Annotated in this window: 17 protein-coding genes; 4 read left to right on the top strand and 13 right to left on the bottom strand. The window is 66.2% G+C overall.

What is annotated here, in order from left to right; translation table 11 throughout:
- Positions 1 to 33: 33 nt before the first annotated feature.
- Positions 34 to 3699, bottom strand: a complete 3666-nt coding sequence (locus tag J6500_RS09915; protein ID WP_225712504.1) for an AsmA family protein — start codon at positions 3697 to 3699, stop codon at positions 34 to 36.
- Between the two features lie 164 nt (positions 3700 to 3863).
- Positions 3864 to 5096 carry a cytochrome P450 gene (locus tag J6500_RS09920; protein WP_225712505.1) on the bottom strand — a complete coding sequence of 411 codons (1233 nt, stop codon included), beginning with the start codon at positions 5094 to 5096 and terminating at the stop codon, positions 3864 to 3866.
- Positions 5097 to 5260: 164 nt separating this feature from the next.
- Between J6500_RS09920 and J6500_RS09925 the strand changes: the two genes are divergently transcribed.
- Complete coding sequence (locus J6500_RS09925) at positions 5261 to 5872, top strand: TetR/AcrR family transcriptional regulator (RefSeq protein ID WP_225712506.1); 612 nt, start codon at positions 5261 to 5263, stop codon at positions 5870 to 5872.
- 6 nt (positions 5873 to 5878) lie between these two features.
- Here the strand turns inward: J6500_RS09925 and J6500_RS09930 are convergent, their stop codons facing one another.
- The 11 genes from J6500_RS09930 to J6500_RS09980 form a co-directional block, all read right to left on the bottom strand.
- Positions 5879 to 7171 carry an MFS transporter gene (locus tag J6500_RS09930; RefSeq protein ID WP_225712507.1) on the bottom strand — a complete coding sequence of 431 codons (1293 nt, stop codon included), beginning with the start codon at positions 7169 to 7171 and terminating at the stop codon, positions 5879 to 5881.
- Positions 7172 to 7356: 185 nt separating this feature from the next.
- On the bottom strand, positions 7357 to 7995 hold the full coding sequence (locus J6500_RS09935; RefSeq protein ID WP_225712508.1) for a hypothetical protein: 639 nt from the start codon (positions 7993 to 7995) through the stop codon (positions 7357 to 7359).
- Positions 7996 to 8592, bottom strand: a complete 597-nt coding sequence (locus tag J6500_RS09940) for a hypothetical protein (RefSeq protein WP_225712509.1) — start codon at positions 8590 to 8592, stop codon at positions 7996 to 7998.
- Positions 8593 to 8599: 7 nt separating this feature from the next.
- The gene (locus J6500_RS09945) at positions 8600 to 11839 is read right to left on the bottom strand and encodes an adenylate/guanylate cyclase domain-containing protein (RefSeq protein ID WP_225712510.1); all 3240 of its coding nucleotides are present in this window, start codon (positions 11837 to 11839) and stop codon (positions 8600 to 8602) included.
- 224 nt (positions 11840 to 12063) lie between these two features.
- Entirely contained in the window at positions 12064 to 12810 is a 747-nt protein-coding gene (locus tag J6500_RS09950) for an ABC transporter ATP-binding protein (protein WP_225712511.1), read from the bottom strand.
- Entirely contained in the window at positions 12791 to 14590 is a 1800-nt protein-coding gene (locus tag J6500_RS09955) for a branched-chain amino acid ABC transporter ATP-binding protein/permease (protein WP_225712512.1), read from the bottom strand. The genes J6500_RS09950 and J6500_RS09955 overlap by 20 nt, the downstream gene beginning before the upstream one ends.
- On the bottom strand, positions 14590 to 15447 hold the full coding sequence (locus J6500_RS09960) for a branched-chain amino acid ABC transporter permease (RefSeq protein ID WP_225712513.1): 858 nt from the start codon (positions 15445 to 15447) through the stop codon (positions 14590 to 14592). Before J6500_RS09960 ends, J6500_RS09955 begins: the two co-directional genes overlap by 1 nt.
- A gap of 22 nt (positions 15448 to 15469) precedes the next feature.
- Positions 15470 to 16666 carry an ABC transporter substrate-binding protein gene (locus tag J6500_RS09965; RefSeq protein WP_225712514.1) on the bottom strand — a complete coding sequence of 399 codons (1197 nt, stop codon included), beginning with the start codon at positions 16664 to 16666 and terminating at the stop codon, positions 15470 to 15472.
- Between the two features lie 161 nt (positions 16667 to 16827).
- Entirely contained in the window at positions 16828 to 17805 is a 978-nt protein-coding gene (locus J6500_RS09970; RefSeq protein ID WP_225712515.1) for an NAD(P)-dependent oxidoreductase, read from the bottom strand.
- A gap of 12 nt (positions 17806 to 17817) precedes the next feature.
- Positions 17818 to 19674, bottom strand: a complete 1857-nt coding sequence (locus J6500_RS09975; RefSeq protein ID WP_225712516.1) for a TRAP transporter large permease — start codon at positions 19672 to 19674, stop codon at positions 17818 to 17820.
- A gap of 4 nt (positions 19675 to 19678) precedes the next feature.
- Positions 19679 to 20710: a TRAP transporter substrate-binding protein gene (locus tag J6500_RS09980; protein WP_225712517.1), complete on the bottom strand. Its 1032-nt coding sequence runs from the start codon at positions 20708 to 20710 to the stop codon at positions 19679 to 19681.
- 217 nt (positions 20711 to 20927) lie between these two features.
- Between J6500_RS09980 and J6500_RS09985 the strand changes: the two genes are divergently transcribed.
- The 3 genes from J6500_RS09985 (at position 20928) to J6500_RS09995 (ending at position 24680) form a co-directional block, all read left to right on the top strand.
- On the top strand, positions 20928 to 21671 hold the full coding sequence (locus J6500_RS09985; protein WP_225712518.1) for a FadR/GntR family transcriptional regulator: 744 nt from the start codon (positions 20928 to 20930) through the stop codon (positions 21669 to 21671).
- 403 nt (positions 21672 to 22074) lie between these two features.
- A complete protein-coding gene (locus J6500_RS09990; protein WP_225712519.1) occupies positions 22075 to 22806 on the top strand; it encodes a cytochrome c biogenesis CcdA family protein in 732 nt (243 codons plus the stop codon).
- 194 nt (positions 22807 to 23000) lie between these two features.
- Positions 23001 to 24680: a SulP family inorganic anion transporter gene (locus tag J6500_RS09995; protein ID WP_225712520.1), complete on the top strand. Its 1680-nt coding sequence runs from the start codon at positions 23001 to 23003 to the stop codon at positions 24678 to 24680.
- Positions 24681 to 24692: the final 12 nt, after the last annotated feature.

Here is a 24692-nt window from a genome sequence, read left to right on the forward strand (position 1 = left end):
TTTGCGCGGATCGCGACAAACCAGCGCACACTCTTAATTCTGAATGGCCGGCCGCGGCGGCGGATTGGCGACCTGCGGCGTCAGCGACAGCGGCGGTCGCAATTTCGGCTTGGCCGCCGCGCCGGGAGCCGGCTTGACCTCGATCGGCGGTGGCAACGGCGCAACCTGCGGCTGGCTCGTGACCGACGGCGGCGGTGCGACCGGTGCCGTGGCGACCGGCGGCACGATCGGCGGACGCGGCGCAACCACCTTCGGCTTCGCCGGCGCCGGCGTTTCGGGGGCCGGCTCGGCGGGTCGCGGAATGGCCGCAGGGGTCGGCTCCGGCGGCCGCTCGCCGCGCTCGATCGCATCGAGCCGCCTGGTCTCGCGATCGATCGCACGCACCGCAAGCCACGACGATAGCGAGGCGATGTCGATGCTGCGGCTCATGCCGTCCGGCGTACCCACCGCAAGCAACTGGATTTCCGGGCGGCTGTTGGCAGTGCCGACGGAAGTCGATGACAGCGCGGCGCGGATGTCGGCCTGGTCGGCGGGAATGTCGTAGCCGCCAGAAACGACGACGTTGGCGCCGTTAGCCGTCAACGTGGTGGCGCCGACGCGGAGGCGGCCGTCGCGGATGTTGAACGGGATCTGCGCCGTCGGGATCGACAGCGCGCCGCCAGCCAGCACCGGCTCGACGATCTGCCGCAGCCGCGTGTCGTCGGTGGCTTGTCCGGAATCGCTGGCGCGGATCGCAACGTCGAACGCGCGCGGGTCGAGGCCCGAGAGACTGATTCCTTCCAGCGTCACCGTGCCGCTGCCGGACAGCGCGGCGGTCAGCGCCGAGGCGCTGCGGCCCTGCGTCAGCAGCGTCATCTGCACCGAGACGCGGCCCTTCGGCAGCGCGAGGCTGCGATAGCGCAGCGCCGAGCTATCGACGCCCGCAAGCTGCACATTCGCATTCACTGCAAGTCCGTTGGGCCCCTGCCGCGCATCGATGGTGGCAGTCGCATCGCCGCCCCCGATCTTGCCCTTGATGCCATCCAGGGTGAGCGACTGCCCATCAGATTTGACGGCCCCACTGACCGGCTGCAACTCAGCGCCTCCCGGCAACAGGCCGTGCAGCGCCTCGAACGTCACCTTGCCGCGCCAGCCCGACGTCACCCCCGCGCCAAGCGGGGCCGTCGGATCGGGACCCGCCGCGCCGATCGCCGCTGCAACGACCGGCGCCAGCGTGATTTGGTCGATGCCGATCTCGCCCTCCACGCTCTTCTGATCGGCAAGCGTCAACGCCAGCCGTCCGCGCAGCCGCGAGCCGGCGACGATGCTGTCGAGATCGTCGAAGTTCAGCCTGTCACCTGCGAGTGTCAGGCGCGACGACAGGCGGATGTTCGCCGCCGGATCGGATGGTTTCAGGTTCACCAGCGGGCTGATGTCGGCGCTGCGGACGCGGAGACTGAGGCTCGATTTGGCATCTTTCGCCCAAGGCTCCGCGATACCTTCGGCGTCGGCATCGACGCCAGCGCCCCAGAGCCTGGCCTTCACCCGCAACGGAGCGCGCCATGCGCCATTCAGGTTGGCCTCGAATTGGATCGGTCCGGCACCCGACGCAATGACGCGATCAAGCCCGAGCAGCGCCAGCAGGGCCGTCCCCTCGCCGGACGAGAATTTCGCCTCGGCGGCAACATCGCTGCGGCTGAGCGCATCGAGATCGAGCGCGCGGATCGCCGCGACCTGCGGCGTGGCCGACAGCATCGTGCGTCCCTTGAGCTGCGGCGCGTCGAGATCGAACACTACCTGCGCCGCAGCGCGGTCGGCGGCCTTGCCCTTGCCGAGATCGAGCGCCAGCTTGGCGCGCACCGGACCGGCATCGGCCTTGAGAACGCCGAGCCGCGCGGCAAGCGATGGCGCGAGTGGCTGCACGATCGCGACGATCCGTCCGAGCGAGGTGGCCGTCGCATCGATCGCCAGCCTGCCAGTGGCATTGATGCGATCGAAATTGCCGCTGCCGTCCAGCGTGACGTTGTCCGGCTGGCCGATCCTCACGCGCTCGAGCACGATCTCCTTTGGGCCGTAGGCGAGCTTCGCCTGCAGCGGCCGCAGCTCTTGGCCCGCGGAAACGGCGCGGGCGATATCGAGCGACAACTTCACCTCGTCGGGATATTCGGCCTGCGGGCCGGCCAGCGAACGGATCAGCGCCGAGGTGGCATCGAGATCGAGCCGCTCCGCCTTGAGCTGCGCGTCGACCTTCGATCCCTTGCCCGCTTCACCGTACGCAACCGCAACGCGGCCATCCACCGTGCCGCTCTCGATCTCCGCTCGCATGCCGTCGATCGCAAAGCCGGCCGGCGAGACCGTAACGTCACCGCGTAGCCGCAGCGGCTTCTGGCTGCGATAGGCGGCGTCACTGCGTCCCTGCAGCCAGCTCATCAGTGCATCGGGATCGGTCGACTCGATATTGAGCGCGGTCTTGAAACTGTTCGCGGCTCCGCCCTGCGCGCTCGCGCCGCTCATCGATACCCGCGTCGATCCCGGCGCGCGAAACTCCAGCCGGCGCACCGTCCACGATTTCGCATCCGACTGCAGTTCCACCGAGATGTCCTGCAGCGGACGGCCACCGAGCATGATCTGCTCCGAGGCCAGTTCGATCTGCGCCGGCAGCGGGCTTTGTGGCACCCCAGACAGCACTGCGCGCAACGCCGGCAGCGCGCGCGCAGGCTCGGCACTGCCGTCGGTGGCGCCCTTGCCAGGATCGTTGGAAGTATCCTTGGAAGTATCCTTGGCAGCGAATTTGTCGGCATCGAGCTGCCGCGCCGACAGCGAAGCGCGCAGCAGCGGGGCTGCGCCGAACCGGACATCGCCGCTGCCCGCGAGCTTCAGCGCGCGATCCTCGGCGCCATAGCTGACCTCGATCTGGTCGAGGCGCGCCGCCGCATTGTCGGCCTTCACCTTGGCCGCGATCCTCCATGGCGGATCGTCGCCGCCGCGCTGACCGGGGGCGCCGGCCAGCGTCACGGCGCCCTCGAAGCGCGGCGCGCGGGCCTCGAAGGTCAGCACACCGTCGAGATCGGCCGACACCGGCCGCTGCCCGGGATCGATATTGAGATGCACGCGGGTGCCGTTGCCGTCGGGCCCCTGCCCCGACGAAATCCGGAACGGATAGCGATTGCCGCCCATCATGAAATTGCCGTCGCCGCGGATCGCGCCGGCGAGGGAGCGGACATCGCCGCTGAACGCGATATCGTTCAGCTCGAGCGTGCTGCGGCTCGCCGCATCGTGCAGCGCGATGCGGCCGGTGAGGTTGAGACGGTCGATCGCCAGCGAGGCCAGGCGGAGGGCCCCGCTCGACACCGGCCAGTCGACCCGTCCCTTCGAATCGAAGCCGAGATCGAGCGAGACGCCATTGACCGTCAGTTCGGTTGCGCGCCACTCGCCGCGCATCAGTGAGCCCAGGCTGAACTCGACGTCGAGGTTGGCGGCGCGGACCTTGCCGAGGTCATTGGCACTGCCGATCGTAACGGTCTTCAGCCGCAACCAGGGCGCAGGCAGCAGGCGCGCGTCGAGGTTACCGGCGACACGCACCGGCGCACCGATGATTCTCGTCGCCTCTGCCTCGAACTGCGGCCTGAACTGGTTCCAATCGACGAAAAACGGACCGACCAGCGCGGCGACCAGTGCAAGGATGAGGGCGATTGCCAGGCCGAGCAGTGTCGTCTGCACGGTGTCTCCCTTTGAGCCCGCTCCGCGGCGACCTGCGCACGCCGAAAGCCGGAGCAGCCCATATATAGAGACAAGTATGGCGAAGTCACAGCGCTTTGCCGCTGTGACTTCAGGTCAAAGGGTGGTTTCCCCGGGCGCACGCCGGAATCACTGCCGGGCCGCGATCACCAGCTCGCGGGGAGCCGCTTCAGGCCGCGCAGCACGAAGGTCGGCCGCCACTCCGGATTGGCAGCGTCATCGAGCCGCAGGTCCGGGATCCGGCGCAGCAGGGTCGAGATCGCGATCTCGGCCTCGATGCGCGCCAGCTGGGCTCCGAGGCAGAAATGGATGCCACCGCCGAACGACAGCGGCTTCACATTCGGCCGCTCGATGTCGAGCCTTTCGGGGTGGTCGGGATAAACCGCCGGGTCGTGATTGGCGGAGCCGAGCAGGCACAGCACGGTCTCGCCCTTCGGGATTCGCTTGCCGCCGAGATCCTCGATATCCTCGAGCGCGACGCGACCGGTGAGCTGCACCGACGAGTCGTAGCGCAGGAATTCCTCGATCGCATTGGTGATCAGGCCGGGATTGGCCTTGAGCAGCGCGAGCTGGTCCGGATTGCGGTGCAGCGCCAGCAGGCCGTTGCCGATCAAGTTCACGGTTGTCTCGTGGCCGGCGCCGAACAGAAGAATGATGTTGGCGGTCAGTTCCTCGTTGGTGAGCTTCTGGCCGTCCTCCTCGGCCTGCACCAGCTGCGTGGTGAGGTCGTCGCCGGGCTGCTTGCGCCGCAGCTCGAACAGCTGGTGGAAATACATCGCGGCCATCGTGTTGCCGGCGTTGCCCTGCTTGATCTCCTCCGCCGTCAGCGGCACCGGATCGAGCAGACGGCCGCCGTCGCGCGAGCCGTTGTAGAAGGCCTCGCGATGCTCCTCGGGAATCCCGAGCATGTCGCAGATAATGGTCACCGGCAGGCGGAAGGCGAAATCCTCGATCAGGTCCATCTTCCCCTGCGGGGTGACGCGATCGAGCGTCTCGTCGACGATCTGCTGGATGCGCGGGCGCATGTCCTCGACACGGCGCGCGGTGAACGCCTTGACCACGAGGCCGCGCAGGCGGGTGTGATCCGGCGGGTCCTGCTGCAGCATCCAGTGGCTCATGCTGCGGAAGACCGGCTCTTCCATGATCTTCGGACCGTAGCGGCGGATGGTGCGATCGACATAGTCCTTGCCGAAGCGCTTGTCGCGCAGCACGAGGCTGACCTCGGCGTGCCGGCTCGCCACGAACGCGCCGTGCGCGTTGAGGTGCATCGGATCCGTGGTGCGAAGCCGCTCGTAATGCGGATAGGGATTGCGGATGAATTCGGGTGCCAGCGGATTGAAAAGCGGCTCGCTGCTCGTCGACTGAACGTGCTCGTTCATGGTGACCTCGTTCGCTCGCTGCGCGGGTGCCAGCACTGTGGCGCGCCTTGGTGTCATCCTCGGGCCGGGCTCGACGGCCCGGTCATTTCGATATCGGTCGGCTCGGTATCAGCGCAACTCGATACATTCTTGTATCGAGTTGCATTTTGCCCTAAAATGCACCGATGTCAAGGGTTCGAACCAGACCGACACGGGACGATACCCGCGAGAAGCTGTTCGAGGCGGCGGCGCAGGTGTTCGAGGAACAGGGCATCGGCGGCGCAAGCATCGAGGCGGTCGCGGCCGCGGCCGGCTTCACGCGCGGCGCGTTCTATTCGAACTTCAAGAGCAAGGACGAGCTGATCTTCGCGATGCTCGAGGATCACGTCGAACAGTCGATCAAACGATGTCTCGACCTGCTCGCCAAGCACAAGAACCTCGCCGATTTTCTCGAGGCGCTGCGGACCATGGATCGCAGCCAGCAGGATCCGCTCGGCCGCTCGCCGCTGCTGCACATGGAGATGATCCTGTTCGTCGCGCGCGCCGAGAAGCGCCGGCCCGAACTCGCCAAGCGGCTGCGCGCGCGGCGCAAGCTGATCACGGATATCGTGACGACCACTGCGAAGAACGGCGGCCGCAACGCGATGCTCGATCCAGAATGGACCGGCGCCATCGTGCTGGCACTGGAAGACGGTTTCCGCCTGCACCGCCTGATCGATCCCGAGACCACGCCGCCCGACAGTTTCTTGCGCGCGATCACCGACCTCCGGCGGGCGATCGCCGGTTCGTCGGCGTAGTATCGCTCAAGCGTTGAGCGCGATCTTGTGCATCTGCCCGGCGACGGCACGGACCTTGCCGGGCGAGGCCTGCCAGATCGCAAATGCCGACAGCAGGCTGGCGACGATGGCGAGAGTGAAGGCGCTCGTATAGCTGCCCGACAGATCGTAGAGCTGGCCGGTGATCCATGGCCCGGCGGCGCCGCCGGCGAGCGCGGCGAGCATCACGGTGCCGAAAATGCTGCCGTAGTGCTTGCCTTGGAAGATCTCCAGCACGACCGGACCCATCACCGAGGTGAGGCCGTAACCGAGCGCGCCCTGCGTCAGCACCATCAGCCAGACCAGCGGCATCACCGGCCAGTATTTCAGGGCGACCAGCGCGGCGAAGCAGATGACAAAGCCGAAGCAGGAGATCGCCCAAACCCATTCGCGGCCGATCCGGTCGGAGAGATGGCCGAGCCAGATCTGGCCGGGAATCCCGATCATGCTGACGACGCCGAGCGCCCAGACGGCGACGTTCGAGCTGAAGCCGATATCGAGCAGGAATTTGGTCTGGTGCACCTGCACCGCGTACCAGATGTACAGGCCGCAGAAATAGCCGACCGCGATCCACCAGAACCGCGCGGTGCGCAGCGCGCGAGGCAGCGTCCAGTCGGTGCCGGCCCAAACCGGATCGACGATGTTGGATGCAGGCCTGGCCGACGTCGCCGTCGGCGCGTCATCGCCGTCGGGCTGAAGGCCAATATCTTCCGGCCGCTTGTGTAGCAACAAATTGATCGGCGCGAGCACGACCAGCACCATGATGCCCATCGCCGTGCAGGCGGTGCGCCAGCTGGTCTGCTCGATTATGTGCTGCACCCAGGGCAGCAAGGTCACCGAGCCGATGCCGACGCCAGCAAAGGCAAGCCCGATCGCAAGGCCGCGACGCCGGATGAACCAGTTCGGCACGAACAGCGACTGGCCGGAATAGCCGAGGCAGACGCTGCCGGAGCCGACCAGCACGCCGATCGTCAGATAAAGGTGCCAGGGCTGCGTGGTCAGCGGCGCCAGCAGCAGCCCCGATGCCATCAGGACGACGCCGAGTTCCATCACGGCACGCGGCCCGCCGCGGTCCATCAGCCGCCCGATCAAGGGGCTTGCGATCGCCGAGGCGATGAAGCCGAACGAGAATGCGCCCGCGGTAATGCCGCGCTCCCAGCCGAACTCGGTGATGATGGGCGGATAGAACAGCGAGAACGCCGTCCGCGCATTGACGCCGATCGCCATGGTGACGAACGTCACCGCGACGATGATCCAGCCGTAGAAAAATGGGAGTCGCATCGGACGCAGCATTCTTTCCGCAACGGAACGGGCAGTGACGGCCCCGTAGCGGAGTTCGGGCGGCCGGCAGCAAGCGCTGCCGCCAGCCGGATGTCACGACGAATTGGAGACAGGCGACCTGGAGACAGAGGGGCCGGCGCATCCGCCGGCCCCTGCCCGCACAATCGACCGCCGTGATCGCCGCGTCAACGCTTGCGCGGTCGCTTGGCCGCCTTTTTGCCGGCCTTCCTCTTGCTGCCGACCTTCTTCTTGACAGGCCTCTTCCCGCGGCCCGATTTGGTTCGTCTGAAGGCCGGCCTGCGCAGCTCGAGCTTCGGCCAGCTGATCGGCTGTTCGCCATGATCGGGATCGTTGTCGCCGGGCGGATCCTCCGCGCTGTCATCCATCGGACCTTTCACGACCAGATGGACCAGATAGGTATTGCCGGCCGTATTCAGATAGTTCGCAAGCGGCTCGTTGTTGCTTGGGAACAGATGCGGATGACGGACCTGACTGTTTTCCTCGACCGAGAACTTGACCGCCCTGATGGCAGATCGGGTCATTGCATCGCCGAGGATTCTCTTGATCGCATCCTGCGTATCCTGCGTCAGCACATGATGGAGGAAGAAGAACCATTTCCGCTTGGCGTCGTCGCTGCCGTAGTCCCGGCTCGGGTAGGCGCCGATGCGAAACGCCACCCGCCACAATCGGTGGTTCGCGTCGAACAGCTTTTCCTTCTTGTTGTGCCGGCGAAGCGACGCCAGTTCCGTACCGCTGAACAGCTCATTCAGCCGGTCCACGATTTCAGCATCGGGACCGCTGCCGACGGGAAGTAGGGCACCCATTCATCTTCTCCCTTGTGCAAATTGACCGACACGCAAAAATTCAGACAGATAACACCGCGGAATAGCCGGCGCGGATTCCGGTCGAACGAGTATGCGTTTTCGCGAAGGCCAATGATCGGCCCAGCACACGCTTGGACCACGCTTGCGGACCGTCGCGCCGCAAACGGCGGGCGCTATGCTCTCAACGCTCGCGACGGCCTGCTCGATCGAGAACATCCGCCCTGTCCTCTTCTTCAGCCGGGCCATGCCATCGGTCAAAACCCAGCGATCCGCCGCGCACTCGCAGCCGAGTTCGGCATTGGCGGCGAGCCGTCCGCCCCTCGACAGGTGATGCCCGACCTCGTGAAGCAGGGTGAATATCAACCCGTCGGCACCGATCGAGGCGTGATAGGCCAATCCGCCGTAGAGGCGGACGACACGGTCGTTGCCACGAATGAACGCCTGCGCATTGACGGTCGTGCTTGCTTCATCGAGTTCGAAGCGCAGCTCTGGAAATGCCTGCCTGAAATCAGTCAGGATCTCGTAAAGGAGCTGGTGCCGGCAGATGCGGGCGCTTCCCTTGCCGAGCGGTTCGCCGGTGGTATTCGCAAACAGCATGAGGTCATCAACTGTTATTGGCTTCGTTCGAACTGCGAATCGATCTGACGGTCTTTCCCGCGGCACCGACGAAGGGCGCGAAAATCATCGCCCCGGTCTCCTCAAGCAGCGCCGTAGCGCGGTCCAATTCCTTTGCGCCCTCGGCCGCTTCTTCGCTGCTGTCGGATCGCAATAAGAGATCGGCCCGCACCGACCGTGCGAGGCATTCCGGAATGCGCGCATGCCGCTCGACCGCAACCGCGATCGCCTCATCGACGACGGACAATGCCGTGGCCGTGTCGCCTTTCAACCGATATGCATTCGCCAGATCCGCCAGGATGCGTGCCTCGTTCTCGAGACCGGCCTTGCGGGATCGCGCAAAGTCGAGCGCCGCCTCCAGATCCTCGATCGACGCGGAGATGCGGCCGGCTACCAAATGGGCCAAGCCGCGGCTGGCCTGGGCATAGACCCGCAGATACGGGTTTCCGCTCTTCATCGCGAGCGAGAAGGCACGATCGGCGTGGTGCTGGGCCAACCCGACGTCGCCTTCGGACCACGCAAGGTCGACATAGGCGAGGCTTGGAATGACGTAGTGAATGGCGTCGACCTGGCTGCCATCCAGTTGCAGCACGTGGTCGAGCAGCGGCCGCGCCTCGGAGCCGCGCCCGAGCATCACAAGCGTCTGCCCGCGCATCGCGGTCAGCCAGATCTCGACGTCGAAGCCGAGCGTCTCGCGGTCGGACTTCACGATCTCCGAGGCACGCGCGGCCGCTTCCAGGTTCATCTGCAGCGCCTCCGACATGCGGCCGGAGAGCCGGAGCGCATGGCAGAGAACGGCCTTCAGCGTCACCTGGACGCTGGTATCGGTGCTGCTGTCGGCGAGCGCCTTGGCTTCCAGCACCCTGTCGACATATTCGTCGGCCGAACCGCCATTCGCCAAGATCCGGCCGTAGGCCGCGTGGATCAGCGTGTTGGCGCGCAGATCGCCGATCGCGAGTGCAATGCCGCGAGCCTCTTCGAAATAGACTTGCGCATCCGCGGCGGGAATTCCCTCGCGCCAGCCGAAATTCACGATCTGGCCGCAAGCCATCATCTTCAGATAGTCGGTCATCTGCGACGCGGGCTGGTGCATCAATAGCTCACGCACCTTCTTCCAGCTGCGCAGGGCCTGACTCGGATCGTTGGCGCCGACCCAGACCGCGGCGCGCATATGCTGCTGCGCAGCCTTCAGGTGCTCGCCGGCATGCTCCCAATGGTAGGCGAGCAGCGACGCGCGCTCCTCGGCGCGTTCCTTGAACAGCTTTTCGATGGCCTGCGCGACGGCTGCGTGCAGCTCACGCCGCCGCTCGTGCAGCAGCGACAGATACGCGACCTCCTGGATCAGCGGATGACGGAACGCGATCAGCCGCTGCTCGAAGGGCGGCACGTCGTAGAGCAGCTCGGCCCGACGCAAATGTCCGACTGCTTCCAGCAGGTCGGCCTGCACCAGTCCGGCTACGGCATCGAGGACCGCCAGCGAGATTTCGCGCCCGGCCACCGACGCGACCTCGAGGGCGCGTTTCGCACGCTCGTCGAGCCGATCGATGCGCGCCGCGACGACCGCCTGCACGGTGGTCGGAAGCGGGATGGTGTCGATGCCGCCCTTCAGGCGATAGGCACCCTTCTCACCCTCGAAATCGCCGCGCTCGATGAGCACGTTCATCAGCTCTTCGAGAAAGAACGGATTGCCGTGCGCGCGCTCGACGATGTTCCTGCTCAACAGCGCGAGCGACGGGTCGGTCCCGAAATGGTCGCGCAGGATCGATTGCGCCTCCGCGGGCTCGAGCGGCGCCATGTTGATCTGACGGTAGTGCGATCGCTGCATCAGCGGCGCGGTAAATCCCGCCCTGAAATTGACCAGCAGCATGGTCGTGGTCCCGACGACGGCGTCGGCAAGCGCCTCGACGAACTCCTCGCTGGCCGCATCGATCCAGTGCAGATCGTCGATCAAGACGACCGTCACGTTGTCGCGCGGTGCGGAGCGCACCAATTCGCCGACGAAGTTGAGCAGCTGGGTCTTGCGCGCCTTGGGATCCAGTTTTGGAGCCGGCTGGTGCGGATCGGCGAGGCCGAGGAACTCCAGCAGCACCGGCGCCAGATGATCGGAGACCGGCATTCCGGCCAGCCGGTCGAGGATCCGACGGCGCGAAACATCAGGCGTTTCCTCCTTGATGCGCAAGCCGAAGATATCGCGGAACAGCGCCAGCACCGGCTGAAACGGCGTTGCGCGGCCGTGCGCGAGCACGCGGGCTTCGAAAACACGGATGCCCCGGCCGCGACAATTTTCGGCGAATTCAAAGCAAAGCCGGCTCTTCCCGATGCCGGCTTCGCCGACAACGCCGACCACGCGGCCGTCACCCCGGCGGGTGCTCTCGAGTTCGGCCGTCAGAGCGGCGAACTCGTCGCCGCGCCCGGTCAGTGGGCTTAGCCGCCGTCCGGTTCGGAACACGCCGCTCGATGGCGCGTGCTGAAGTCCGCGCAGCTTGAGCACCTCGACCGGGGCCGCGAGCCCCCGAATGGTCTGCTCGCCAAGCGGCTCGACCTCGACGAACTGCCGTGCGACCGCATAGGTCTCCCGCGAGATCAGGATCGTCCCGGGCTCGGCAAGGTGTTCCAGGCGGCTGGCGAGGTGCACATTGGCGCCCGCGGCGTCATAGGTCTGGTAGATGCCGTGCTCGATGGCCTGAAACACGACCTCGCCGGTATGGACGCCGACGCGGATCTGCAGATCGACGTCATGCAGCCGCTTGACGTCATCCTGCATGGCGAGGGCCGCCAGACAGCCCCGCACCGCGTGATCTTCATGGGGCTGCGGCGCGCCGAACATCGCCATGACGCCATCGCCCTGCGCCTTGTTGACGACACCGCCGTAGCGATGGACGGCCTCGTTCATGAGGTCGAGCACCGGCTGCAGTCGCCGCATGCCGAGTTCGGGATCGCCGAGGCTGTCGATGATGCCGGTCGAGTTGCTGATGTCGGCGAACAGGATGGTGAGGTGCTTCCGCTCGCCGCCCTTGGCGTGCAGGCTCCTCAGCGCGCGTTCATGCGACGGCTGCGCGTGGGCCGCGTCGATCGCCGTGACCAGCGCAGCGCCGCATTTGCCGCAGAAGCGGCTGCTCGATCCGTTCAGGTGGCCGCAAGCTTCACACGCAATTCCGAGAGAGGCCCCGCACCCTTCGCAATACTCATTGGTCGCCTTGTTCTGACAACCGCAACGCAAACATTGCATCGTAGGCCTCTTGAAGAGAGCTGCAGACGCAGGCAACCGCAACAAGCCATAAAACCAACGCGAGAACGATCAACAATCGGGTATTGTTGCGAATCTTAGCAAAGCTGACTGCATCTGTCGTGCCATTTTATGGCGCACGCGCAGATTGCGACGCTCCGGCGCATGGCTTTCGTCCGATCCTAAGTTGCGAACGGCGGCCCGCCGAGCACTCAAGTTGCAGCCGGCTAGCTCTGCAATGCATGGCTTTCGTGGCCGAAATAAGCGCGCTCGAGCCGGTGTGGCAAATCGCTCTCGCCGGTCGGCGCCTCCAGCGCGATCGCACCCTGCACCAGGGCGTAGACCCGATCGGCCGAGGCCAGCGCCTTTTCCAGGAGTTGCTCGACCAGCAGCACGGAGGTGCCCTGCTCGCGCAGCCGGCGCACCACGGTGAGGACGCGGTCGACCAGCACCGGCGACAGGCCGGCGGAGGGTTCGTCCAGCATCAGCAGCCGCGGCCGCCGGACCAGGCCCTGCGCCACGGTCAGCATCTGCTGCTGTCCGCCGGACAGCGCGCCGCCGCGCTCGTGACGCTTCTCGGCGATCTCGGGGAAGAACGACAGCGCCTCCTCGACCCGCGCCGCGCGCTCGGCCCGCGGCAGATCGTAGCCGGCGAGCAGCAGATTGTCGGTGACGGAAATCTGCGTGAACACGCGGTGGCCCTCGATCACATGGACGAGGCCGGCGCGCGCCGCATCGCGCGGCGTGGCGTTGGTCATGTCGCGGCCGTCGAAGCGGACCTGTCCGGCATTGACCGGCAGCAGCCCCGACATCGCACGCAGCAGCGTGGTCTTGCCGGCACCGTTGGGGCCGAGCAGCGCCACCACCTCGCCGGCCGCGATCCTGATGTCGATGCCATGCAGCACGCGGATCTTGCCGTAGCCGGATTCCAGCGCGCTCACCGAGAGCAGAGGTTCAGCCGCCGAGGTAAGCACTGACGACCTCCCTGTGCACGCGGATCTCGGCCGGCGTTCCCGCCGCCAGCGTGCGGCCGAGATTGAGCACGGTGACCTGGTGGCAGATGTCGAAGATCAGATCGGCATGATGCTCGACCAGCAGCACGCCGGTGCCACGGCCGCAGACCGCCTTGATCAACGTGGCCAGCCGCTCGATCTCGTCATTGGCGAGGCCCGCCGCGGGCTCGTCGAGCAGCAGGAAATCCGGATCGAGCATCAGCGCCCGCGCGATCTCGATGAAGCGTAGCTCGCTGTGCTGCAGGCGATCGGCGCGCACTTCGGCGAGCGCCTCCAATCCGACGACACCGAGCAGTGCACGGGCCTTGTCAGCCAGCAGGCGCTCGTCCGCGCCGTTGCGCGGCAACGCCAGCATCGCCTCCGCGAATGTCGCCCTGCCCTCGATCGAACCGCCGATCATGACGTTCTGCAGCACCGAGGCCTCGCCGATCACGCGCGGCGTCTGGAAGGTGCGCGCAATGCCGCGCGCGGCGCGCAGCACCGGCTGGCCCGCGGGCAGCGCCTCGCCGCCGAGTGTCATGCTGCCGGCCTTGGCCGCGTAGTAGCCGGAGATCACGTTCAAGGTCGTGGTCTTGCCGCTGCCGTTCGGGCCGATCAGGCCGTGGATCCGGCCGGGCACGACGTCGAGATCGAGGCCGTCGATCGCCTTCACGTTGCCGAAGCTCAGCGCGATGCCGCGCAGCTGCAGCGTCTTTCCGGCGTCGCGTCGGCGCACGATGTCGGCGAGCGCCGCCGGGCGCGGCACGATGGCGCGGTTCCTGGCGAGCGGGCGGCGGTTGCGGAAATCGAGCAGCGCCGCGATGCCGCCCGGCATCACCAGCACGATCACCAGCAGCAGCACCGCATAGAGGAAGGTCGACCACGCCGCGAGCGGCGCCGCGATCTCCGGCAGGATGGTCAGGATGATGGTGCCGAGCATCGGACCGAGGATGGAGCCGCGACCGCCGATCAGGATCGCAATGAAGAACAGCACCGACAGGTCGAAGGTGAAGGCATCGGGCGTGATGTAGGTCTGTAGCGTCGCGAACAGGCCGCCGGCGATCGCCGCCAGCGCACCGGCGAACAGGAAGATCGCGATCAGCATTTTCGGCTTGGAGATGCCGCTGGCCTCGGCCGCGACCTCGGCATCACGCACCGCGATCAGCGCGCGGCCGAAGCGGCTGCGCGCGATGTTGGCGCTCATCCAGGTCGTGATAGCAGCGCATGCGATGCACAGACTATAAAAGCCCCATGGCGTGTTGAACGGCGCCGGAAATTCCGGCCCGGCAATGCCGATACCGCCGCCGGTGACGCTCTGCCAAGCCAGCGCGATCTGGGTCACGATGGTGGCAAAGCCCAGCGTCGACATGGCGAAATAGAAGGTGCGCAGCCGCAGCGCCGGCAGCCCGACGATCACGCCGAAGATCGCGCCGATGCAAGCGGCAATTGGCAGCGCCGCGAACACCGGTATAGCCGGCGTCACATTGCCGGCGACCAGCACGCTGGTGGTGTAGGCACCGAGCGTCAGCAGCGCAACATACCCGATCGCAAGATGGCCGGCGAAGCCGACCACCAGATTGAGGCCGGAGACCAGCACCCAGTAGATCGCCGCGCGCGTGCCGATCAGCACCCAATAGTCGTTGCTGACGAACGGCAGCAGAAATGCCGCGGCGAGGATGCCGAGGAACGGCGCGACATGCGGCAGCGCCGCGCGCCAAGCGCCGCTTTCGGTTCGCGACGGAGCGTCGGTGACCGCAGTCATCAGACCCTCCGCGCGGTCGAGACGCCGAACAGCCCCTGCGGCGCGGCGAGCAGAACGATGATGAACAGCGTGAACACCGCGACCGAGGAGAAGATGCCGCCGACCAGGAAGTTCGCGGCCTGCTGGAACAGGCCGAGCGCCAGCCCGCCAATGATCGCGCCGCGATTGTTGCCGAGCCCGCCGAGCGCCACCGGTACGAAGCCGTAGAAATTGAGCAGCGCGCCGTTGGCGAAGAAGGCAAGCAACAGCTGCCCGCCGGAATATCCGGCAATGCCGCCGACCACGCCGGCGAGGGCATAACTCGCAATGCGCAGGTTGCGCTCGGGCAGGCCGAGCGCCCGCGCCGCGAAATTGTCCTCCGCTATGGCGAGGAAGGCGCGGCCGACCAGCGTGCGGCGGTAGAGATATTCGAGGCCGAGAATCGTGAACGCGCAGGCGACGACCGGCAGCCAGAATTTTTCATCCCATACGCCCTCGCCCCAGCCCGCGATGCGCGGGAATGGCTGCGGCTCGGTGCCCCATTTGATCGCCGCGATCTGCTGGATCATCAGCGCGACCGCCAGGGTCGACAGCACGTAGAGGTGCTGGTCGAGGCTTTTCAGCACCGGCCGCACCGCGACGAACTCGGTGATGATGCCGATGATGGCGCAGCACACCAGCGTCAGCACGAAGCCGACGACGACAGGCAGTCCGAGCTTCAGCGTAAACATCGAACCGAACACGCCGCCCAGCATCGCGAGCTGGCCGGCGGTGAAGCTCATCACCCGTGAGGTCGAGAACATCGTGTTGTAGGTGACACCGACCAGCGCGTAGATCGCGCCGGCCGCAAGGCCCGAGGCAAGGATCGAGGCGAGCATCGGCGGCGCCCTCGCCTTTGGCTCAACTGTACCCTGGCGCGAGCGCGAAGGTGCCGTTCTTGGCCGTAGAGGCCTCCGACATCACGATCTCCTCGGTCAGGTAGCCGTTATGCTCGGTCGGCGAGAAGCGATAATTGCCGAAATAGCCGGGATAGCTCGACAGCGTGTTCCAGTATTTGATGATGTCGGCGCTGTTGGTCGAGCCGCCTTCCGCCACCGCTTTCGCGATCAGTTCGATGCAGTCCATGCCGCCGGCGACCCACCACAGCAGCGTGTCGTTGAGCGCCACGTTGGCCTTGGCGAGCCGCGCCACGAGATCCTCGCTCTTCGGCGGCAGCTTGCCGGCGCTGTCATAGCTGCAGCTCTTGTAGCCGATGGCGTAGACCTTCTTCCAGTTCTCCGGTTTGGCGACGAGGCTGGCGAGTTCGCCCGAGGCCATCGAGGGATGGCCGACGAAGGGTACGTCCCAGTTCATCGTGGCGCGGGTGTTGAACATGCGCGCCTCCATGCCGGTCGAGACGCTCCACACGATGATCGCCTCGGCGCCGGCGTTCTTGGCGCGCAGCATGTCCGGCGTCATGTCGGGCTGGGTCGCATCGACATTGGCCTGATAGACCACCTCGGCGCCGTCCTTCTTGAACGCCGCGACCGAGGCGCCGACCGCGGTGACGCCGTAGCCGGTGGTATCGCCGATCACGGCGACCTTCTTCACTTTGAGGATCTTCAGGCAATAGTTGCGCACCGCGTCGTCCCACTGGTTGTTGGACGGAGCGATGCGGAACGCGTTCGGATACTTGACCGGATCGATCAGGCTCTCGACCACGCAGGGATGAATGTCGGGCATCTTGGCGCGCGCCATGATCGGCGTCGTCGCCAGCGCCTCGCCGGAATTCAGCGGCCCCCACATCGCGTGCACCTTGGCCTGGCTGATCAGCTCCTGGGTGGCATTGACGGCCTTGGTAGGATCGCCCTGGGTATCGCGCATCACGATCTCGATCTTGCGGCCCTTCACCCCGCCCGCATTATTGATCGCGTCGACCGCGAAATTGACGCCGCGGTTGAAGCCGACCGTCGGCGCCGAGCTTGGGCCGGTGATCGCCGCCAAGCAGCCGATCTTGATCGGTTCCGACTGTGCGATGGCGGGGGCTGGGAAGGAGAAGGATACGGCGCCGAGTGCACCGGCGCTGCCCAACAAAACGTCACGGCGTGAAATGGCCATGTGATGCACTCCCTCTTGATGCGCCCGTCGTTAGCTGCGGACGTCCGTTCATTTTCTGTCCGCAGCTCAGGGGCCGCGGTTTGGTGGGGTCGAGTTTGAGCTGGATGCGAACGGCTTGTCCAGCCGCTTCTGCGGAATTGATGGATGCCGTGCGCTCATGGCTACGGCCGCCGCGTCCAATGCTCGGCGTTGACGGCGCCGACGGGGCTTTCGCCGGCGATGATCCTTGCGACCTGGCGCACCGTCTCAGACGATTGATGCTCGATCGCCTGTGGCGTCAGTCCGCCGACATGCGGCGTCGCGATCACATTGGGCAGCCTTGCAAGCTCCGGCGTCGGCATCTGGTCCGGCGCGCGGCCGACGTCGAGCGCTGCGCCGGCGATGCGGCCATCCCGTAGCGCCGCGGCGAGCGCGGTCTCGTCGACGAGGTTGCCGCGTGACAAATTGATGAAGACAGCGTGCTTCCGCATTCGCGCCAGCGCCGCCTGCCCGATCAGGTTTTCGGTATGCTCATTGGCGATCGCAAGGCACACGACATAATTTGCGCGCGCCAGCAGATCGTCGAGCGGCAGATGCCGGATCGCGGCGTCGTCGATCCTGACGAACGGATCGGCGACCAGCACCTCCATATCCAGCACTTTCGCGATGCCGGCGAGATAGCGGCCGATGCTGCCATAGCCGATGATACCGATCGTGCTGCCGGCCAGTTGCCGGCCCATCACGACCTCGGGCTGCTTCCCGCCGTGATAGTCCGCTGTGGCACGCGAGACACCGCGCGACAGGTCGATCATGAAGCCGAGCGCGAGCTCGGCGACAGACTGCACGAAGCCCGGGCTCGCTCGCGTCACCAGCACGCCCATGGCGGAGGCCGCCGCGACATCGACGTTGCGGATGTCGACGGCACAGCGCACGAAGGCGCGCAGCTTTGGCAGACGTGGGAAGATTTCGCCGGGGCCTGCGGTCATCCGGTCGGCGACGATGATGTCAGCATCTTCAGCGGCCCTCACCAGCGCGATCGCATCGAGCGCCGCATCACCCTCGTGCAGCTTGACGTCGGCGAGCGCGCGCAGGCCGGCCAGACTGCGCTCGCCGTAATAGTTGCGGCGCATCTGCGGGGTATGGGTAAGCAGGACCTTCACGATGTTCCGTCCCTAATAGCCCATCGCATGCGGCAGCGCCGTGCTGATGAACGGCACGAAGGCGATCACCAGCAGGCACAGCAGCAGCAGGCCGAGATAGCCCATGATCGGCTTGATGGTCTGCTCGATCGGCACGTTGCCGATCAGGCAGGCGCCGTAGAGCCCGAGACCAAGTGGCGGCGCAAAGAGTCCGAGCCCCATCGAGATCACCAGCACGACGCCGAAATGCAGGGGATCGATGCCGAGCTTGACGGCGACCGGCAGCAGCAGCGGCCCGAAGATGATCAGCGCTGCGGCACCCTCCAGCACGGAGCCCATCACCACCAGCACCACGATCGACATCAGCATGAACAGCCAGACGCCATGGCTGCCCGAGATCGCCAGCATGAAGTCGCCGACCTCATGCGGCACCTGCTGCAGCGTCAGAATGAAGGCAAGCGATTGCGCCGCCGCGACGATGAACAGCACCAGGCCCGAGCGCGTCGCCGATTGCACGAAGCAGTGTGCGAGGCTCCTCATGCCGAGCTCGCGGAACAAGAGGCTGCCGACGGCGATAGCGTAGACGGCAGCGAAGGCCGAGATTTCGGTCGCGGTGGCGAAGCCGCTCTTGAAGCCGAAGAAGATCATGAAGATCAGCCCGAACGAGGCGATCGCGCCGGTCCACAGGCCCGACACTGCCGCACGCGGCTCGGCGGCTTCGGCTGCCGCAGTTCGCTTGCCGAAGATGATCGACACCACGATCAGCGCCAGCGCCATCAGGGCGGCCGGCAGCATGCCGGCGACGAACAGGCCGCCGATCGAGAGGTTGGCGACGAAGCCGAGGATGATCAAATTGATGCAGGGCGGGATCGTCTCCGCCATCACCGCGGAGGCCGCGAGCAGCGCCACCGCGCCGCCCGGGTTCTGCCGCGAGCGCCGCGCCGCCGGGATCAGGACCGAACCGACCGCCGCGACGTCGGCCATCTTCGAGCCCGAGATGCCCGAGAACAGCACCATCGACAGCACCATCACGACATTGAGCCCGCCGCGCATCTTGCCGACCGCGCGCTGCAACAGCTCGATCAGCCGCACCGACATGCCATTGGCTTCCATCAAATAGCCGACCAGGATGAAGAACGGGATCGCCAGCAGCACGAAATTGTCGATGCCGCGCGCCATCTGCTGGGCGAAGATCACGCCGGGCAGCGTGCCCTCGACCCAGATGAAGATCAGCGCCGCCAGCGCCAGCGCGAATCCGATCGGCAGGCCGCCGAACAACGTCAGGAAAAAGCCGACCAGCATCAGCGCCTGCGATGACGGCACCGTCTCCGGTGCCAGCGCATCCCAGGCGAGATAGAGCACGGCGATGACCGCCGTCGCGACGATGCCCGCGATCATGTCGCGTAGCGAACGGCCGCAGAGGATCTCGAGCGCGAAGACCGTCATGAACACCGCGCCGACGCCCATCGGATAGAATGTCCATTCCAGCGGCAGGCCGGAGCCTGATGTTTGCCCGGTAGTCAGCCAGCCCATCTTCAGCGCGTTGAAGGCGACATAGGCCGAGATGATGGTGACGAGCAGCGCGCCGACGGCGTCGACCACGCGCCGCACGCCCGACGGCAGCATGTCGACGAAGAAGGCGACGCCGAGGTTCTCGCTGCGTGCCAGCGCGCTGGCTGCGCCGAAGAAGCTGGAGCCGACCATCAGACCGCGGGCGACGTCGTCGGACCACTCGACCGGGGCATTGAACAGGAAGCGGGCCAGCACCGAGACGCAGACCACGAGGAGATCGGCGGCGAGCAGGATCGCGGCGATCGCATCGCTGACGGCGACCAGCGGCGCCGTGATCCGAGAGCCGCTGCGGCTTTCGGCGACTGCGGCGACCGACATCGGCTCAGGCCTGGGTAGCGCGGATCATGTCGATCACGGCCTTCGCCTCGGGCCGTGCCTTGATGAAATTGTCGGTCTGCGGCAGCACGCGCTTGCGGAACGCCTCCTTGTCGCATTCGACCACGGTGACGCCCTTCTCGATCAGCGTCGCCTGCGCCTCCTTCTCGACCGCAAGGCCGTGCGCGCGGGTGTCGGCCGCGGCCTTCTTCGCGGCATCGAGGAAACCCTCGCGCAGCTTGGGGTCCATGCGGTTGAAAGTGGTATCGCTGAAATACACCGCGAGCGGCGAGAAGATGTGCTGGGTCAGCGCATAATGCTTAGAGGTCTCGTAGAACTTGCTGGCTAGAATGGTCGGCGGATCGTGCTCGAGGCCGTCGAGCACGCCGGCTTGCAAGGCCGTGTAGATCTCGCCGAACGCCAGCGGCGTCGCCGCCGCACCCATCAGGCGCAGGCATTCGGTGATGATCGGATTGGGCAGCGTGCGGATCTTCAGGCCGGCGAGATCCTCCGGCGTCTTCACCGGCTTCTTCGCCAGCACGCTGCGCGCGCCGAAATTATAGGCCCAGGCGATGATGCGGATGCCCGCACCCTTCTGCAGCGCATCCTCGATCGGCTTCGCGGCGCCGGCGTCGAACGCCTTGGTCTGCTGCTGGAAGCTGGTGAAGAGGTAGCCGAGGTCGAAGGTGCCGACCAGCGGCACGAGATTGGCCGAGATCGACGAGCCCGACACCATCAAATCGATGACGCCGAGCTTCACCGAGTTGATGACATCGATCTCCTGGCCGAGCTGGTTGTCGGGGAAGAACGTGACGTCGATCTGGCCGCCGAGCCCGTTGGCTTTGATCTGCCTCACGAGGTTGTCGTAGTAGACACGGCCGTTGGCGTATTTCGGATCGTTGGGCAGCGAGGACGAGCAGCGCATCTTCATGGCCGCGGCTTCGGCACGGCCGATCAGCGCGGGAGCGGCGGCGAGCCACGCGCCGGCTGCGACTGACGACTGCAAGACTAGACGGCGGCTCGCGCGCTTGGTCGTCATGGTGCTCCTCCCCAGGAACAGTCGGCTAACGCATTGTTTGCCCGCCGCGTTCGACCTGTCGCGTAGGACTTGGCGAGCTTGGCAGCCTTGTTGTCATAATGTATGACAAAAGGAGGTGGGTTGCGCAAGAGCGCAACGGGGGTTGCGCAGGGCGCAGCCGGATCTTGGAAGGGCGCGGCACGACGGCAGCGCACGCTTCAGTCGCAGTGAGGCCCCGATGTTCCAGACATCCAGTGCGTTGCATCGGAATGTCCACAGCCAGGTCGCCGACCGCGTCGGCAGCAGCATCGTGCGCGGCGAGATCGGCGTCGGCGAGGCGCTGCCGCCGGAAATGCAGATTTGCGAGATGATGGATGTCAGCCGCACCGTGGTGCGCGAGGCGATCCGCACCCTCACCGGCAAGGGCCTGATCGAATCGCGGCCGAAGAGCGGCACGCGGGTGCGTCCGCCCCAGCAGTGGAACCAGCTCGATCCCGACGTGCTACGCTGGCATCTCGAAACCGCCGACATCGACCGCTATCTGGCAAAGCTGTTCCAGCTGCGCACCGCAGTCGAGCCCGGCGCCGCGGCACTGGCGGCCGTGCACGCCGCCGAGGACGACATCGCGCGCATCCGCGCCGGTTGCGACGGCATGGACGCGGCTGAAACCAACGAGGCGTTCGTCGCGGCCGACATCGCCTTCCACCAGTCGATCTATTTCGCCACCCGCAACGAGTTCTTCTGGCCGATCGCGCAGATGTTCGAGATCACCCTGCGCCAGAGCTTTACGATTGCAGCGCCCGGCGCGCACCGTCCGCGCGCCCTGATCGAGCACCGCGCCGTGCTCGACGCCATCGCCACCGGCGATGCGGATGGCGCCCGCGACGCGACGGTGGTGCTGCTGCAGCACTCCGCCGACGATCTGGTACGGATCAGGGGCCGCGAGTTCGAGGCGCCGGCGCGGCCTGCCAAACGGCCGTGACGGTGAGGAGCACGCATATCTCCCACTTCGTCGTCCTGACGAAAGCCAGGACGACACGGAATTTGTTGCAGGGCTTGTGATGCCCGTGTGGACGGATCGGCAACTCACTTTTGGCACCAAATTCCATCTCGTCATTCCGGGACGCGCCGCTTGGCGCGAGCCCGGAATCCATTCATCCACCACGCTGCGGCGCGATGGATTCCGGGCTCGACGCTGCGCGTCGCCCCGGAATGACGAATGAAGATTCGCCGACGATCCCGTCCCGGAACATCGAATGCCCAATCGGCGCCCTATGGCTCCGCACACGGGCCTGTGACCATAGTTGAATGCGCCGGCGACGAAATTTCTGGATTGTTTAAGGCGTAGAGGCCATGACAGGAGAGTTACCTTCGAAGGTTGATTGATGCACGACGTCTCGATCCCGGCGGCGCTAATCGCCGGACTTGTCAGTTTCCTGTCGCCCTGCGTCCTGCCGCTGGTGCCGCCCTATCTGATCTATCTGACCGGCGCGACCATCGAGCAGGTCAACCAGGACGGCGCGACGGCGGCCTCCAAGCGCGCGGTGATGGCGGCGGCGCTGATGTTCGTGCTCGGCTTCTCCACCGTGTTCGTGGCGCTCGGCGCCAGCGCGTCGTTCGTCGGCGGCCTGGTGCGGGCCTGGTCGGCCGAGCTGTCGATCCTGGCCGGCATCGTCATCATCATCATGGGCCTGCACTTCCTCGGCATCACCCGGATCGGCCTTCTGATGCGCGAGGGGCGGATGACCGCACCAAAACCGGTCGGGCTGTGGGGCGCCTACGTGATGGGGCTGGCCTTCGCCTTCGGCTGGACGCCGTGCATCGGCCCGATCCTCGCCGCGATCCTCTCGATCGCCGCCGCCGAGGCCACGGTGACCAAGGGCGCCGGCCTGCTCGCGGTCTACTCGGCCGGGCTCGGCATCCCCTTCCTACTCGCGGCCTTCACGATCAAGCATTTCTCGTCGCTATTCGCGCGGATGAAGCGCCATCTCGACACCGTCGAGCGCGCCATGGGCGTGCTGATGGTGATCACCGGCATCGGCTTCCTGACCGGCGCGGTGTCAAACGTCAGCATCTGGCTGCTGGAGACCTTTCCGGCGCTGCAGAATATCGGGTAAGGCCCCTCCTTCGTCATCGCGAGCGCAGCGAAGCAATCCATTCCACCGCATATACAGAGTGATGGATTGCTTGGCTTCGCTCGCCATCACGACAAGTGTTGCTCCTTCGCGCGTGCACACCTCTCCCCGCTGGCTTTTGGCTGCGCGATGTCGGACTATTTCCCCGCGCAGACTCGCGAGGAGATACCGGAGCAATGGGCCAGGATCATCCGACACACAGTTGGCCGGTCTTCCGTTCGCTCGCCGGTTTCCGGCCGAGCGATCTGCCGGGTGACCTGATCGCGGGCCTGACATTGGCGGCGATCGCAATCCCCGAACAGATGGCGACGGCGCGGCTCGGCGGTTTCTCGCCGCAGATCGGCTTCTTCGCCTTTATCGCCGGCTCGATCGGCTTTGCGTTGTTCGGCGCCAACCGTTTCCTGTCCTGCGGCGCCGATTCCACCATCACGCCGATCTTCGCCGGCGGGCTGGCGCTGATGGCAACCGCCGGCTCGCCCGACTATCAGTCGCTCGCGATGGCGCTGGCGATTTTGGTCGGCGCGATCATGGTCGGCGGCAGCCTATTCCGCCTGGGCTGGGTCGCCAACCTCTTGTCGACGCCGGTGACGGTCGGCTTCCTCGCCGGCATCTCCGTGCACATCCTGGTCTCGCAACTGCCCGGCGTGCTCGGCGTGACCACGCCGGACGGGCCCACACTGTACAAGCTCGGCGTTCTCGCCGAGAAGATCGGCCAGACCAACCCCTATACGGTCGCGATCGGTCTCGGCGTGCTGGCGCTGGTCGCCGGCTCGGAGAAGATCAGCGCGCGGATCCCGGGCGCGCTGATCGGCCTCGTCGCGGCGACCGTCGCTGTCATCGCCGGCCATCTCGAAAGCAAGGGCGTCAAGGTGGTCGGCGCCGTCCCCGCGAGATTGCCGATGCCATCGCTTCCCGAGGTCGCGCCGGAGCGCTGGATCAAATTGCTATCGCTGGCGCTGCTGATCGCGGTGGTCGTGATGGTGCAGACCGCCGCGACGACGCGCTCGTTCCTGTCGGACCCCGACAAGCCGGCAGATGTCGACCGCGACTTCCTCGGTGCCGGCGCCGGCAGCGTGCTCTCCGGCCTGTTCGGCGCCTTTCCGGTCAACGCCTCGCCGCCGCGCACCGGGATCGTGTCGGAGACCGGCGGGCGGACCCAGCTTGCCGGGCTGTTCGCCGCGGCGATCGTGCTCACGCTGCTGGCATTCGGCGCGACGCTTTTGCAGTACGTGCCGGATGCAGCGCTGGGCGGCGTTCTGCTGTTCGTCGCGCTGCGCATCATCCGCGTAACGCAGATCGTCACCATCTTCCGGCAGTCGTTCTATGAATTCCTGCTGGTGGTGGCGACGGCGGCGGCGATCATCGTGCTGCCGATCGAGCAAGGTGTCACTGTCGGCATTGCGCTGTCGCTGCTGCACGGCATCTGGACCACGACACGGGGTGGGCTGGTCGAGTTCGTGCACCTGCCCGGCACCACGATCTGGTGGCCGGCGGGCCATGTCACCGGCGAACGCAAGGCCGGCATCGCCGTCGTCGGCCTGCAGGCGCCGCTGTCGTTCCTCAACGCCGAAGGTTTCCACAGCGACGTGCTCAAGACGATCGGCAGGTCGCCGAAGCCGCATCTGCTCGTGATCGAGGCCAGCGGCGTGATCGAGATCGATTTCACCGCGGCGCAGGCGCTGCACGATCTGTTCCGCGAATGCCTCGAGCAGGACGTGACGGTCGCCGTCGCCCGGCTCGAATCGACCCGCGCACAGGATGCGTTCGAGCGCTTCCGCCTCTACGATGTCCTGCCGAGAGACCATGTCTTCCGCAGCGTCGATGAAGCGGTGCGCGCATTGGGCGAAGCGAGCTGAATGCTCGACGCA

Origin of the sequence: Bradyrhizobium semiaridum (assembly GCF_020329505.1) — a bacterium.
GTDB lineage: Bacteria > Pseudomonadota > Alphaproteobacteria > Rhizobiales > Xanthobacteraceae > Bradyrhizobium > Bradyrhizobium semiaridum.

What these genes read in the sequence shown, in the direction of transcription:
- J6500_RS09920 (WP_225712505.1), bottom strand. Translation starts at nt 5,096, where the DNA reads ATGAACGAGCACGTTCAGTCGACGAGCAGCGAGCCGCTTTTCAATCCG.
- J6500_RS09925 (WP_225712506.1), top strand. Translation starts at nt 5,261, where the DNA reads ATGTCAAGGGTTCGAACCAGACCGACACGGGACGATACCCGCGAGAAG.
- J6500_RS09930 (WP_225712507.1), bottom strand. Translation starts at nt 7,171, where the DNA reads ATGCGACTCCCATTTTTCTACGGCTGGATCATCGTCGCGGTGACGTTC.
- J6500_RS09935 (WP_225712508.1), bottom strand. Translation starts at nt 7,995, where the DNA reads ATGGGTGCCCTACTTCCCGTCGGCAGCGGTCCCGATGCTGAAATCGTG.
- J6500_RS09940 (WP_225712509.1), bottom strand. Translation starts at nt 8,592, where the DNA reads ATGCTGTTTGCGAATACCACCGGCGAACCGCTCGGCAAGGGAAGCGCC.
- J6500_RS09945 (WP_225712510.1), bottom strand. Translation starts at nt 11,839, where the DNA reads ATGCAATGTTTGCGTTGCGGTTGTCAGAACAAGGCGACCAATGAGTAT.
- J6500_RS09955 (WP_225712512.1), bottom strand. Translation starts at nt 14,590, where the DNA reads ATGACTGCGGTCACCGACGCTCCGTCGCGAACCGAAAGCGGCGCTTGG.
- J6500_RS09960 (WP_225712513.1), bottom strand. Translation starts at nt 15,447, where the DNA reads ATGCTCGCCTCGATCCTTGCCTCGGGCCTTGCGGCCGGCGCGATCTAC.
- J6500_RS09965 (WP_225712514.1), bottom strand. Translation starts at nt 16,666, where the DNA reads ATGGCCATTTCACGCCGTGACGTTTTGTTGGGCAGCGCCGGTGCACTC.
- J6500_RS09975 (WP_225712516.1), bottom strand. Translation starts at nt 19,674, where the DNA reads ATGTCGGTCGCCGCAGTCGCCGAAAGCCGCAGCGGCTCTCGGATCACG.
- J6500_RS09980 (WP_225712517.1), bottom strand. Translation starts at nt 20,710, where the DNA reads ATGACGACCAAGCGCGCGAGCCGCCGTCTAGTCTTGCAGTCGTCAGTC.
- J6500_RS09985 (WP_225712518.1), top strand. Translation starts at nt 20,928, where the DNA reads ATGTTCCAGACATCCAGTGCGTTGCATCGGAATGTCCACAGCCAGGTC.
- J6500_RS09990 (WP_225712519.1), top strand. Translation starts at nt 22,075, where the DNA reads ATGCACGACGTCTCGATCCCGGCGGCGCTAATCGCCGGACTTGTCAGT.
- J6500_RS09995 (WP_225712520.1), top strand. Translation starts at nt 23,001, where the DNA reads ATGGGCCAGGATCATCCGACACACAGTTGGCCGGTCTTCCGTTCGCTC.